11 protein-coding genes and 3 pseudogenes are annotated in these 11741 nt (G+C 58.6%); 7 read left to right on the forward strand and 7 right to left on the reverse strand.

Annotated features, from left to right (window positions below):
- Nucleotides 1-91 precede the first annotated feature (91 nt).
- The 6 genes and pseudogenes from BLT65_RS45940 to BLT65_RS45960 all read left to right on the forward strand — a co-directional run.
- The gene (locus BLT65_RS45940; RefSeq protein ID WP_042305805.1) at nucleotides 92-439 is read left to right on the forward strand and encodes a hypothetical protein; all 348 of its coding nucleotides are present in this window, start codon (nucleotides 92-94) and stop codon (nucleotides 437-439) included.
- 625 nt (nucleotides 440-1064) lie between these two features.
- Nucleotides 1065-1367: an HVO_A0114 family putative DNA-binding protein gene (locus tag BLT65_RS45945; RefSeq protein ID WP_244187119.1), complete on the forward strand. Its 303-nt coding sequence runs from the start codon at nucleotides 1065-1067 to the stop codon at nucleotides 1365-1367.
- 377 nt (nucleotides 1368-1744) lie between these two features.
- Entirely contained in the window at nucleotides 1745-1870 is a 126-nt protein-coding gene (locus tag BLT65_RS48545; RefSeq protein WP_279634522.1) for a hypothetical protein, read from the forward strand.
- Between the two features lie 718 nt (nucleotides 1871-2588).
- Nucleotides 2589-3017: an antitoxin Xre/MbcA/ParS toxin-binding domain-containing protein gene (locus BLT65_RS45950; RefSeq protein WP_042305806.1), complete on the forward strand. Its 429-nt coding sequence runs from the start codon at nucleotides 2589-2591 to the stop codon at nucleotides 3015-3017.
- Nucleotides 3014-3487 (forward strand): RES family NAD+ phosphorylase, encoded by a 474-nt coding sequence (locus BLT65_RS45955; protein ID WP_091790676.1) that lies wholly within the window; start codon nucleotides 3014-3016, stop codon nucleotides 3485-3487. Before BLT65_RS45950 ends, BLT65_RS45955 begins: the two co-directional genes overlap by 4 nt.
- A gap of 352 nt (nucleotides 3488-3839) precedes the next feature.
- Nucleotides 3840-4148: pseudogene (locus BLT65_RS45960) on the forward strand (helix-turn-helix domain-containing protein); the annotation flags it as partial.
- 578 nt (nucleotides 4149-4726) lie between these two features.
- Here the strand turns inward: BLT65_RS45960 and BLT65_RS47050 are convergent.
- The 4 genes and pseudogenes from BLT65_RS47050 to BLT65_RS48355 form a co-directional block, all read right to left on the reverse strand.
- Nucleotides 4727-5602 (reverse strand): hypothetical protein, encoded by an 876-nt coding sequence (locus BLT65_RS47050; protein WP_143036734.1) that lies wholly within the window; start codon nucleotides 5600-5602, stop codon nucleotides 4727-4729.
- Between the two features lie 316 nt (nucleotides 5603-5918).
- Nucleotides 5919-6299 (reverse strand): annotated as a pseudogene (locus BLT65_RS45970) (glutathione S-transferase N-terminal domain-containing protein); the annotation flags it as partial.
- Nucleotides 6226-7569 carry an alkaline phosphatase family protein gene (locus BLT65_RS45975; protein WP_091790678.1) on the reverse strand — a complete coding sequence of 448 codons (1344 nt, stop codon included), beginning with the start codon at nucleotides 7567-7569 and terminating at the stop codon, nucleotides 6226-6228. The gene BLT65_RS45975 and the pseudogene BLT65_RS45970, both read right to left, overlap by 74 nt.
- A gap of 219 nt (nucleotides 7570-7788) precedes the next feature.
- Nucleotides 7789-8070 carry a hypothetical protein gene (locus tag BLT65_RS48355; protein ID WP_244187121.1) on the reverse strand — a complete coding sequence of 94 codons (282 nt, stop codon included), beginning with the start codon at nucleotides 8068-8070 and terminating at the stop codon, nucleotides 7789-7791.
- Between the two features lie 462 nt (nucleotides 8071-8532).
- Here BLT65_RS48355 and BLT65_RS45985 point away from each other — a divergent pair, with 462 nt between their 5' ends.
- The gene (locus tag BLT65_RS45985; RefSeq protein ID WP_091790679.1) at nucleotides 8533-8907 is read left to right on the forward strand and encodes a cupin domain-containing protein; all 375 of its coding nucleotides are present in this window, start codon (nucleotides 8533-8535) and stop codon (nucleotides 8905-8907) included.
- A 363-nt stretch (nucleotides 8908-9270) separates the two neighbouring features.
- Here BLT65_RS45985 and lhpH read toward each other — a convergent pair whose 3' ends face one another.
- From lhpH to BLT65_RS46000, 3 genes and pseudogenes are all read right to left on the reverse strand, one after another.
- Nucleotides 9271-10278 carry a trans-3-hydroxy-L-proline dehydratase gene (gene lhpH, locus BLT65_RS45990; RefSeq protein ID WP_091790680.1) on the reverse strand — a complete coding sequence of 336 codons (1008 nt, stop codon included), beginning with the start codon at nucleotides 10276-10278 and terminating at the stop codon, nucleotides 9271-9273.
- Nucleotides 10279-10305: 27 nt separating this feature from the next.
- On the reverse strand, nucleotides 10306-11445 hold the full coding sequence (locus tag BLT65_RS45995) for a branched-chain amino acid ABC transporter substrate-binding protein (protein WP_091790681.1): 1140 nt from the start codon (nucleotides 11443-11445) through the stop codon (nucleotides 10306-10308).
- A gap of 63 nt (nucleotides 11446-11508) precedes the next feature.
- Nucleotides 11509-11741: pseudogene (locus BLT65_RS46000) on the reverse strand (IS701 family transposase); the annotation flags it as partial.

An 11741-nucleotide genomic window follows, 5' to 3' on the forward strand; every position in this document is an offset into this window, starting at 1 on the left:
CAGGTTTGACCGGAGGTTCCTAACACCGTCTAAGCTCGTTGTTACGCCTCACCCCTGAAACTGCCTCGGGACAACCGCGATCGGAGATGCGATGCAATTTGACAAGCAACAGGAGAGACTCAGGCAGAGTGGCGCAACTATGCGTTCTGGTCCACCAAGCCTATTGGCGAAGGTGTTAGCCGTGGTGATCGGCGCTGCGCTGCTCGTGGTGGGGTTCGCCGTGTCGCTCGTGATGTTGGCAGTGGTGCTTGGGGCAGGCATCGCGATCGGCGGTTTTGTCTGGTGGAAAACGCGCGATCTGCGCAAAGAGCTTCGCGAGCAGGCAATGCGCGCACAACAGATGCACGAGCAACCGGTGCGCGAGCGCGCGGGCCAGCGCATGGATATCGGCGACGTGATCGAGGACGTCGAGTTCCACGACGAGAATCGACAGAAATAAGCGTTGCACCGTGACTGCGCTTGCGCCGCCGCGCTACCGGATGTGCGCCGTCTGGTGTTACGTCGCACCGGATTTTCAGCCGGTAGTTTGCGCACTTCCCGATGTAATGCCCGGCAGCCATCGAACTTGATGCCGGTTGGTACCCCAATCTGGGTTCGGAGCACCCGTAAATCAAGGACACTCCAGCCACGATCAACGACAGTCTTTACGAGCGCGCGCTCGAGCTCGCTGATTCCGACATGGATAGGGCTGATCGGTTTCGGGTGTCGGTGCAGACATTCGTTCGGGTTCAGCTACGCATAACGACGATGGCACCGAGCTGACCACCCTAAGCGCGCCTTCGGAAATTTCCGAAATCGATTGTCGTCAGTAAGTATCAGAAAAACAATTAGGAGTCTTATGAATCGTTGAGAATTGTTATTATGTCCCGGAACCGCTCTCAAAATGAACGAAGCGACTTCACCCCGTCAACCTGTCGTTGCGATTGACATCGTCAATTCAAGGTGTCATATAGTCCAACACCTCGCACGTCCTGCCGACTCCACGGTAAGTGTGCAGACGACGAGTCAAAACAGGGGGAGGGTTGATGAGGACGGTTACATTGGGCGTCAGCTCGCGGGAGGAAATGTCCGCACGGTTCGTCGCGGCATTCAAAGGCAATGCGCAGGGTGCGCATATCTCGTTTGCATCGCATGAGCTGCTGTTCCAGACACTAACACCGCTGCGCTGGAGCCTTATCCGTGCCGTCATAGGCGCGGGACCGCTATCAATCCGTGAAATCGCGCGCCGCGTGGCGCGGGACGTAAAGGGCGTGCATCGCGATGTCCATGCGTTGCTCGATGTCGGTATCCTTGAGCGCAATGCTGACGGTACCATTGAATTTCCATACGACGTCGTGCATGTCGATTTCCTGCTGAAGAACGATTGATCGTCGTAGAGCTATCATCGCAACGCCTGGCTTATTTAACAGAGGTCGAATCTCGGAGAATCCTTCGTCGTCGCGAGCAAGCGGGATGCACACGCTGACTGCTTTTTAGTGAGAGAAGACTTGCAACCAAGATTTTACATAAATCAACTGATCGACTTTTAATTCGCAATCCTATATTTTCCAAGCAGAAAAGATTTAAATTTGTGCAGGAGGCTGCTGCACAAATTCTGGATTCGGCCATGCCTTCAGGGTGCGCGGTGACAATTTTCGCAAGGCGGGAAGGGCTGGCTTGCGCTGGATCAGTGTGGCGACACGCTCTTCAAGTTTCTGATGATCGAAACGTCGAAGGGGAAGATTGCCTGTCTCACGAGGCCACGATGAAGCGTCTCGAATTGACGATTGGTGACCTGCCCAAGGTGTTGGATGCCGTGGACATGGAGGCTGACTGGTCGCTGGAGGAGCCTGAGCAGGCGTCAACTCCGTTACCATCGCCTGGTATGTGAATCCGAAATCAGAGCTCAAACCCGCCAGTTCTCTTCAGAGCCTGGCGGGTTTTTCTTTGCTGCGGGGCGCGCGCTACATGCAGCGGTGGAGTCACTCAGCCGTTCAGTTGCGACTCAACGTTCAGGACGATCCGTGCGATCGGGTTGTTGTCTGCGGATTGCGGCGCGAGCTTGATCTGGGCGAAGGTGACGACACCGAGAGCGACGACCATGAGTACTCCAGACGCGGCGATGCGGGTAAGGTATTTCACAGGGACCTCATTTTGATGGTATAGACAGAAACTGGGCGAAGCTGACAGGCGCGTCGAATCACCTTCAGCGGCATGTCTGTCCGCAACCCGCCAACGCCGGACGCGGTCGTCGGAACAAACTTGCCGATCGGACGGGACTTGTTGCACTGCACTATAACACGATCGTCAGGTCGCACCTACCGATCGCACGGGCTTGTGCAATGCACTATAAATGGTTTATCCGCGTGCCCAGTGCGACATCCTGTCGCGAGCGGATGCTTAATTTCTTGAGCGTTTCGTGTTTGAAAGATTTCTGCAGGTCGTAACGTGCCGACATGCTATGTAGGCGATTCTCGCAGGCTCGGACGATGTCGAGGTGGCCGCCTCGGCAGGCTGCCCGCTGGAGCCCGCCAGATTGAAGATGGGTTTGCGGACGGTATCAATTGCGCTATCATTAGGTATCAACTGATACTTTAGTCGGGAGTCGCATGTCGCTGATTACGCCTGAAGCAGTGGCCGCGGTCATGGAACTGCGGCAGGTCCCGCACACGCTCGCGGAACTCGAGGCACTTGTCCGCGACGGACTGCCCAAGTCCGCGCTGCGCGCGGGCGTCGAACATGCGACGCAGGGTGCCGACGCCCGGCGTGCGCTACTTGCCCGCATCATCCCCGAAGCGACCTATAAGCGGCGTCGCGATCGGCTGACGCCAGACGAATCGGAAAAGACTGAGCGGCTGGCCAGGATCGTCGCGACGACGGCCTACGTCTGGAACGACGGAGAGGACGCGCGGGAATTCCTGTCGACGCCGCATCCGGAGCTCGAAGGGCGGGCGCCGCTCGATGTTGCGCTGACCGAGCTCGGCGCGCGCCGGGTCGAAGAACTGCTCTGGAAACTGTTTTATGGGTTGCCGGCGTGAAGTTGTTTCGAATCGCCGACACTCGACACACGGTTTGGAGTGGCACCGGCGCGATGCTGGTGGGCGGCCGCTTCAATAGCCCGGGGCGACCGGCCATCTACGCCGCGTCGACCTTCGCCGGTGCGATGCTCGAGGTTCTTGTTCATGCGCGCATCGGCAAGGTACCGAAGACACACGGATGGGTTGAAGCAGCTGTTCCCGACGATATTCGCGTCGAACGCCATTCGGCCGAATCGATGCCGGGGGGATGGGATGCGCCAGCACTGCAGGCGGCAAGGGAGTTCGGCGACGCCTGGCTGACCGAGTCGCGTACCGCGCTCCTGATCGTACCTTCCGTCGTCGTCCGTGCAGAGTTCAACGTGCTGGTCAATCCCGCACACCCCGACGCGACGCGGATTGCCGTGACCGAGCCGCAACCCGTGGTGTGGGACGAACGCCTCTTTGTGATGCCGTCGGTCGGACACTCCTAGGTTCTGATGGTGGTCGGCTAGCCTCGCCTCGACGCTTTGCTCCTCGAGGGAGATGACCAGGACGTGGCTTCCAGTTTAGTTCGCACTCGCCGCTCGCAATGGCCAGTGCAGCGCCATCTTATATTCTCCTTGTCCGGTTGCCAAAGCCGACACGGCTGTCAGTTTTTTGTCATTCGCCCTGAACATTTGACATAATGTAATTATCGAGCGGGAGTGTTGTAGCGGCTATATCCTAATGTCGTGTTCTGGCTATTTACAGATGTCGTGTTTCCGAACGCTGGCAAGCTGGCACCGTGCTGCAATCTTGCGGGAGCCAGCCATGAAGCCGGACACGACACGGGTGAGTCTGAGCATGCGCGAACTGGACAGGCTGAAGGTCATCGAGGCGATCGTTGAGATCGGTCTGAAGCCCGGCCGTGCCGCCGAACGGCTGGGCCTGAGCGTGCGCCAGGTCGAACGTCTGGTGAGCCGGTATCGCGAGCACGGGCCATCTGGCGTGGCATCCGGCAGACGTGGCCGACCGGGCAACCGCAAGCTCGACGCAGGACTGGCCTTGCGGGCCCTGACGATCATCCGCGAGCGCTATGCCGATTTTGGGCCGACGCTGGCGCGCGAGAAGCTCGATGAATGTCATGGCATCCGGCTGGCCAAGGAGACTGTCAGTTTGTCCCGCCGAGATAGGGCGATTCTGGCAATCATTGAACGGATGCGGCAAAGGAGCTACAGACAAAGCCAACGCCCATTGCCAGAACGAAGCCTCCCACTGGCCGTACGTTTTGCCTCTGAAATGCGCGTTAAGTGGCACGACTCCGGGATTAACGGAGCCCGTCGGTGCAGCGGCACGGGCTACCGATAAGGCGGGTGCGCCATCACTGCCTCCACCACCGCCACAACCTGACAGCGCTATCACAATCAATGGGACGACTGTTAGTGCCTGCAACACTCTCTTGTGCAGCGAAACCGGGGTCTTCATGGCGACCTCCACGGATAACCTGTTTTCTTTGACAACCAGAATCGCGCGAATGAGGCCAACGAACGTTGCAAAGAACTGCCAACACGATGCCAGGGCGGCAGTGGCTCAATAAGTTGGCCCGAGGGATTCCTCGACTGCTTCCACCGGCGAATTGCTGTCTTCGCGCACGTCGGATTGCCCGGGACTCAAGATGCGCCCAGCACTATTGACGGTCACCTCGGCGGCGCGTGACGAAGCAAGCCGTCCCGCGCCATGAGGCCGCGCAACTATTTCCCTTTCACCGTCAGGCAGAATGCGCCCACACACGGGTCGCTCGGAGCCGCCAGCAAGGATTTTCCTGTCGCCGAGTCAATCAGCTCATTCGTCACAATGATTTGGGCCGTCGCTACCTCGTCAGCCAGATTCGTCGACTTGGCTTTAATAACTGGCCGGTACAGCGTTGCTACGCCGGCGCCAAGCGGATTCTCCAGGTCGAGGAACGTCGCCTGCCCCTTACTCAAGGACACCGTCTTCACGAGCGGCTCACCGTCAGGGTTGGTTAGCGTCCGGCCATTCGGGTCAACGAAGCTCAGCTCCACCTGGGCGGAGCCGTTTCCAGCGCTCTCGACGGGGCTCTGTACTGTCAGCCGTGCTGTTTGACCAGCTATCCGCAGACGCAGCCCAAAAATCGGAGCAGGCGGAAAGATTGGACTCGGCGGGAAGACTGAAGCCGACGGCAATATGGGGCTCGGTGGGTAGATGACTGTGGTGCCTCCCGTTTGCGAATCGGCAATGTCGGCCGTCGTCGCTAGCGAGCATGTAGCTGTGAGCGGATGAACCACAGGACGGACCATCACCCGCGTTGCGAAGTTGGTAGTGACGGGCAGTGTTATCGTGGCGCTCGCACCCGGTGCGAGCGTTGGCGTCGACTGTGCCGGGTGGTCAGCATTGCCGCCCGGTAGGGCTCGGCCATTAGCGTCCGCAAAATACAGCTGGACACGACACGGGTTTGGCGGAACCTGTCCTGTTGCCAGATTGAATACCGTGAGTCGGGCGGTTTGCCCCGTTATCACGCCCAGTGTGCCAAACTCGAAAGCAGCCGCTGGCAAAGTAACTGCAAGTCCGACGCCCAGCAACGCAAGAAGTGCGGAAGCACGTTTCATTGTGACTCTCCTGCGGGACAATTACTCGGAACCCCGCGGGGGCTGGCAGTCAGTCCGTGGCAGGTAGGACAAGCCATCTAATGTTTCTGAAAGCCGCTGCACGACAAGCTGGCGTTGCATAGTGCACCGCTTCGAGGTCCGCTGCTTCCAGTTGAGCCCCTGTAGCCTGCACACTGTTCTGTGGCTATCGCTGGGACCGGTGCATTCATTTTATGTAAGCAGACGCACAGGTAAATAAAGGAAACGTGAAGAAATTCTCAAGGTCGATGCAATTCGAGAGTTCTTCCTGTTGTGCGATTGCATGGCCCCAAATGGCGGCAACTTGCAGCGCTACTGAACGAACGTATGCACGGTCCGCTGGGGCAGACGGAAGCAGCGGTGGGTCTGGATAAATTTCGTCGAGATATTCGATGATTGCAAGAGACTGGGTGAGAACCTGTGACCCATCTTCGAGCGTCGGAACCAACCCGTCTGGATTGAGTTTGCGATATGCGCTAGCGAGTTGCTGCCCGCCTCCTTTCAGGAGGTGCATGGCTGCGTATTCGTACGGCGGCCCCTTCAATGCCAGCAATGCGGACGCGACCGTCGCAAGTATCTGACGCAGAGGGCACGCACCGCCGGTTCTAGTGATGCGCGTAAAGCGGCAGAAACGGGTCCTTTGCTCGCGGGGAACCTTCGCTCGAAGGTCTTGAGTCATCACTCATGGCGACAGGCGACGGACATTGCGGAACGACTGAGCGAGGTGTGGGCAGGCTCAACATCTTCGAGAAATCGTCTGCGGCGCGCACACGTGCTGTCAGGTTGAGCGCCCCATTGAGTCCGAGCAGCGCGTCTGTCGTCTTCAGAATCGACGTGTGGTCGTACAACGAATGGTCGATGGTCCCGGCCGGAACGAAAGGAGACACGACAATAGCCGGCACACGCACGCCCAGTCTGTCGAAGGCGAAGTTATGTGTTTTCAGGCGGGTGTTTTCGGTGGAACCTGGCGGTTCCGCATTGGGAGGTGTCACGTGGTCGAAGAAACCGCCGTGTTCATCGAAGACGATGAGCAACACGCTGTTGTTCCATAGGCTGGAGGTGCTGATAGCGTCGTAGACCTGCTTGACTAACGCTTCTCCGCGGCGGACGTCACCGCACGGATGCATCGAATTGCCATTCCGGAAGTCATTCTTCGCGTCGTACGTAGGCTCGATGAATATGAACTTCTCGGTCAAGGAATTGTTGGCAAGTCTCGATGTGAGCGTATCCATGGAGACGAATCGATTGAGCAGATTTTGCATTCCGTGAATGCCACGCGTCTGCGCCACGTCGCCCTGTACGATGAGCCAGTCCGATTCCTGAAGCTTCGAGAAGACCGTTCCATTCGGGAAGGTGAAGAGTGGTGCGTTGAAGAACACTGCTTCCACAACTTGCGCATCACTAGGGGAGTGGTCAAGCCCAGACGCGGTGCCCGCCACGGCAAAGAAACGATTGGGCCACGTTGGCCCTGGCACGGACGCAAACCAGTTGTCGCAAACGCCAAACTGGCTGGCCAGGAAGTTCAGTACAGGGAACTGGTCCGGCGTGAATGCGTTGAATGCCTGTGCCACAGCATCCGAATGGTCTTCATATGTCGCAGCAAACCCCGTCGTTGAAGTATCCGTTGCAAACGGAGGGTAGCCGCTTGCGCCAAGCACGAGTGAATCGTTGCGCACGGTATCTCCACTGGCGACCTGCAACCCGCACAGCTGAACACAGGCGTCGGTGAACTCATGGCCCGGGTCGAAGCCGAGAGCGTAGGGCGCCCCTTTACCAAGCTGGTAAGGAGTTCCAGTTCTTCCAAAGTTGACGAGGGGAGTTGTGGGCAGTCCGTTGGCGACTGTCGGGGCACCCGTTGGCGTAGTGCCCGTCAGGTTGGACCACCCAAACACGCTGTCGTAAGAACGGTTCTCAAGCATGAGAACAAAAACGTGCTGTATCGCTGCCATAGGTCACCTCGGAATGTGAATGTTATTGCCCGAGGTCTTTCATGTCGGCAACCAGCGGTGATGAAAGAAACCCGGGCCGTTTTCGGCCAATTCGACTTCGCTCCAATTATTCTTGACTGCAACCAGCTGAAACTCGTTTATTTATATGCGGGTTGCACGAAAACGCAATGAGAATTCGCCTACGGTAGCCGCGAGCGCAACGCGCGATGGTCCCCGGCGTTACAGGGGTATGGACGTCGGTGCCGACCCCTCACGGGCAACGCGGTCGCCAGTCCCCCGCAACCGGTCGGCAGCCGGCGGAAACACGTACCAGCTGCCGTCATCGTGCCTGAAGAAGAACAATGCGCGCACTCCGCGTGATGACGACGTCTCAACGTACACACACCGTCGCCCGCCCAACCGGGTGCGACTGAATCTGGTTACATGACCCGATATCGCCGGAGCCGGTGCGAGCCATTTCTCGACCTGGCAACGCAGCGAGTGCCCGTTCACGCTTTTCATGTTCCGCTCCAGCAGGTACAAAGCCGACCGGCGTTGAAATGAGCGCGGGTCGCGACGCGAGGCGGACGTTTCTCGCCTCTTGCATCCCTAACGTCGCCGATGGCCGGGATGTTGACCACGGGTTTGTGAGTTCTGAAACCGAAAATTTCGCGTTGAGCTGGCGACAGGCGGTCGCCGCGGAGGAAGGCGGCCGACGGAGCCGCGTGCGTCTTACCCCGGGCCAGGACAGAAATAGTCCCGGCGAAGCGGAAAGCACACATCTGCGACCCGGTTCGCCGTGCTGGCGCGTTGCCGTCGGATTTCGTCACTGTGCCTTGACGCCCGGGCCGGCGGGCAGGACACTCAAGGTGAGTCGTTGTGCGGCCGACGTCTCGCGCGGCGCTGAGTAAGGCAGACCTCCGAGACACTCTGACGGGGCACGTCGAACGCCGACTGGAACATAGGCCGCGGAAGGAGAAACCCGTGGCGTTTGCACTGTCGTTTTCACAACTGTTTTCAGACTCGGTTGGCGAAAGTCACTTTGCGTCGGTAAACCTGCAGCTGGTAACCCGCAACTTCGCGCCCCCCGCTGAACCCTTTGACGTGTCGGATTTCGCGGCAGCGACCCGCTACGGATTTTTGCGCGCGCCCAGCGGATGGGTCGGAGACCTTCATCCTTCGCCCACGTGCCTGTGGGTATTTTTTCTCAGCGGGGAGATTGAGTTCGAGGCCAGTGACGGTGAGCGACGTCGCGTCGCGGCAGGAGGCGCGATACTGCTTGGGGATACCACGGGCAAGGGACATCAGAGTCGTGTCATCGGCGACGTGCCGGCGCTTCTCGCCATGGTTCAAGTTTGACGTCGTGGTTTCCTTGGCCGGGGCGCAAGCTTATGCCGTCGAGGTTAAGTCATGCTCGAGAAGATGTCAGTCCGAACTCCGCGTACGCCCTGTATCTCATGGTCGGTTCGAACTGTCCTGAACCGGGCGAGAGCTGCTTCGGCACGCGCGCGAAGCGGCACATAACGCTCAAAACGCCGTTTGGTTGTCGGCAGAGAGGATTGCGCATAGGCTGAACTTGGCACGGTGATGGACCTATGTTGAAACGTTCAGGTGCTCCAGACAACATTCACTCTGTTTGGGGCTCCAACCTGTCCGCGGGCGAAAAAAAGCGCGGATGCTGGGTCGCAGCTTTCCGCGCTAACTGGTACTGCAAGGAGCCGTTTATCGAACGAGGAACCCGTACGTCAGGGGGTCACGCTCGTCAACAATCCATTGTGCGAAGCCGCAGATATACGCATTGCCGTCGACTTCCGGAATCACCGCCTTGAAATCACCAACGTTCGTTTCGCTAAGCACACGACCCTTGAAGACAGTCCCGATGATTGACTCATTTACCAGGGTTTCGCCCTTGCCGAGTTCGCCGCGCAGGTACAGTTGAGCGACACGGCCGCCTGTTCCCGAGCCGGTAGGAGAGCGGTCCACTTCCCGGTCAGCAAACACGCAGCAATTCGCTTGCGTCGAACCGTCGTGCCGCGGCTTGTTGGCAATGATGGTGCCGTAGATGTGATTGATTTCCGGGATGTCCGGATGCTCAACCCGGAAAGCCATGTTTGCGGCCTGCTTCACCTCAGCGCCGAAGCGGACCAGGTCTTCGACCGAAGACTCGCGAACTTCCAGGTCGTGAGGCGCGCCGTCGGTGTAGAAGTAGAACGCACCGCCGAAAGCGATGTCGCCCTTGACCGTACCGAATGACGGCGTCTCGACAGTGACATCACGCTTCCAGATGAACGACGGGACGTTCACGAAGCGAACATTACCGGCATGTTCGCCATCCCACTGCACGAATGCTTCGATAAAGCCGCAGGGTGCATCGATACCGATTCGCGTTTCAGGAATCTGAAGCTGGACCCAACCCAGCTCGACTGCCGCGGTGGACAGCGCGATAACGCCATGTCCGCAGTGGTCGCTGTATCCCTCGTTGTGGAGGAAAATGATTCCGAAGTCAGCAGTCGGGCTAATCGGTTCAGTCAGATAGCCGCCATACATGTCAGCGTGGCCGCGCGGCTCGAACATCAATGCTTTACGAATGTCGTCTGCGTTCTCTTTTAGCCATGCGCGACGCTTCACGATGGAGTCGCCCGGCAGACGAGGAAGTCCGCGGGTGACGATGCGGAACGCCTCACCGCCGGTATGGACTTCGACAGTAGAAATGGTGCGAGTGATTTTCATGTGTCATTCGTTGCTACGCTATCAACTTCACTGACCGTAGGGCACCGGCAGGCCGTTCTTGATGACATACACGGTAGTCGGTGCGCCCTTCAGGTCGCCGTCCGCATCGAAGGAGTACGTTCCTGCCACGCCTTTGTAGTCGGTCTTGGCCAGTTGAGCAATAATTTTCGCTTTATCGGTCGTGGTGCCAGCCTTGACCATCGCATCGGCCAGCAGTTTGACGCCGTCGTAATAGCTAACCGCGTACACCTGCGTATCGGTGTTGTAGGCAGCCTTGTATTTCTGCAGGAATTCGCGGCCGGCCGGCGTTTTATCCAACGAGACGCCTCCTTGCGCGCAGTAGACAATGGATGCCGCCTCGCCAGCAACCTTGCCCATATCGGCCGAGCAGATACCGTCGCCACCGAGCAGCTTGGCGCGCAAGCCACGACCCTTCATTTGCTTCGCCATCGGGGCGCCTTGCGAGGCGTAGCCACCGAAGAAAATAACGTCAGGGTTTTTGGACTTGATGCTGGTGAGAATGCCGAGGAAGTCAGTGGCCGACGAGTTGGTGAACTGCTGGTCAATGATTTGGATTCCGTTGGCTTTGGCTTCCTTCACGAACTGCTCAGCAACTCCTTGGCCGTACGCCGTCCGGTCATCGATAACTGCAGCGGTCTTCGCCTTCAGCGTCTTGGCTGCGAACTGGCCCATTGTGCCACCAAGTTGCTCATCACTTGCGCCAATACGGAAGATGTTCTTGTAGCCTTGCTTGGTCAGCGCGGGATTCGAGGCAACTGGCAGCATCGGAACTCCCGCCGTGTTGTACACCTTTGAGGCCGGGATAGCGACGCCCGAGTTGTACGGACCCATCACCGCGACTACGCCGCTATCGGCCATTTTTTGCGCGACCTGAACGCCAACTTTCGGGTCAGCCTGGTCGTCTTCTGAGTCCAGTTTGAAGGTCACCTTTTGACCGCCGACACTGAGGCCGGCCTTGTTCAACTCGTCGATTGCAAGACGTGCTCCGTTCTCATTGTCCTTCCCGTTTGGTGCCTGCGGTCCCGTAAGCGGAGCCGAGTGACCGATGGTGACGACGGTTTGTGCGTTTGCGGAAGCGACGAAGCCAGCGGCTGTTAGTCTTACTGTGTCATAAAATAAAGGCGTCTTCCCAGACTTCGGCAGCATGGACACGCGTCGAGCCCGGCGACCAGCCGGACCGTAAGTTCGTAGCGGATGGTGGCAATCGAGTCAGCCGTGTGGCGCTGTGCGCGCCGGACTTCCCCGCGCAATGTAATCGTCGGGAACTGCAGGTGTCTGGCGTGCTGCGAAGTTTTTTTTGGCGCTGACCGGGGTACCGGTAGCGAGACGCTCTGAGAGCAGGAACCCGTAGGCCGCGATCGCCAGTGCGGCGTGGTGGTGAAACCCACGCCATCCCCGGCCTTCGTAGTGTCCCAGCCCCAGCTCCTGCTTCAGATCCTGGT

Origin of the sequence: Paraburkholderia steynii (assembly GCF_900100565.1) — a bacterium.
GTDB classification, from domain to species: domain Bacteria; phylum Pseudomonadota; class Gammaproteobacteria; order Burkholderiales; family Burkholderiaceae; genus Paraburkholderia; species Paraburkholderia terrae.

Excerpts from the sequence above, each read along its gene's own strand:
- BLT65_RS48355 (WP_244187121.1), bottom strand. The coding sequence starts at position 8,070 with ATGAAAAGCGTGAACGGGCACTCGCTGCGTTGCCAGGTCGAGAAATGG.
- BLT65_RS47050 (WP_143036734.1), bottom strand. The coding sequence starts at position 5,602 with ATGAAACGTGCTTCCGCACTTCTTGCGTTGCTGGGCGTCGGACTTGCA.
- BLT65_RS45950 (WP_042305806.1), top strand. The coding sequence starts at position 2,589 with ATGTCGCTGATTACGCCTGAAGCAGTGGCCGCGGTCATGGAACTGCGG.
- BLT65_RS45995 (WP_091790681.1), bottom strand. The coding sequence starts at position 11,445 with ATGCTGCCGAAGTCTGGGAAGACGCCTTTATTTTATGACACAGTAAGA.
- BLT65_RS48545 (WP_279634522.1), top strand. The coding sequence starts at position 1,745 with ATGAAGCGTCTCGAATTGACGATTGGTGACCTGCCCAAGGTGTTGGAT.
- BLT65_RS45940 (WP_042305805.1), top strand. The coding sequence starts at position 92 with ATGCAATTTGACAAGCAACAGGAGAGACTCAGGCAGAGTGGCGCAACT.
- BLT65_RS45945 (WP_244187119.1), top strand. The coding sequence starts at position 1,065 with ATGTCCGCACGGTTCGTCGCGGCATTCAAAGGCAATGCGCAGGGTGCG.
- BLT65_RS45975 (WP_091790678.1), bottom strand. The coding sequence starts at position 7,569 with ATGGCAGCGATACAGCACGTTTTTGTTCTCATGCTTGAGAACCGTTCT.
- lhpH (WP_091790680.1), bottom strand. The coding sequence starts at position 10,278 with ATGAAAATCACTCGCACCATTTCTACTGTCGAAGTCCATACCGGCGGT.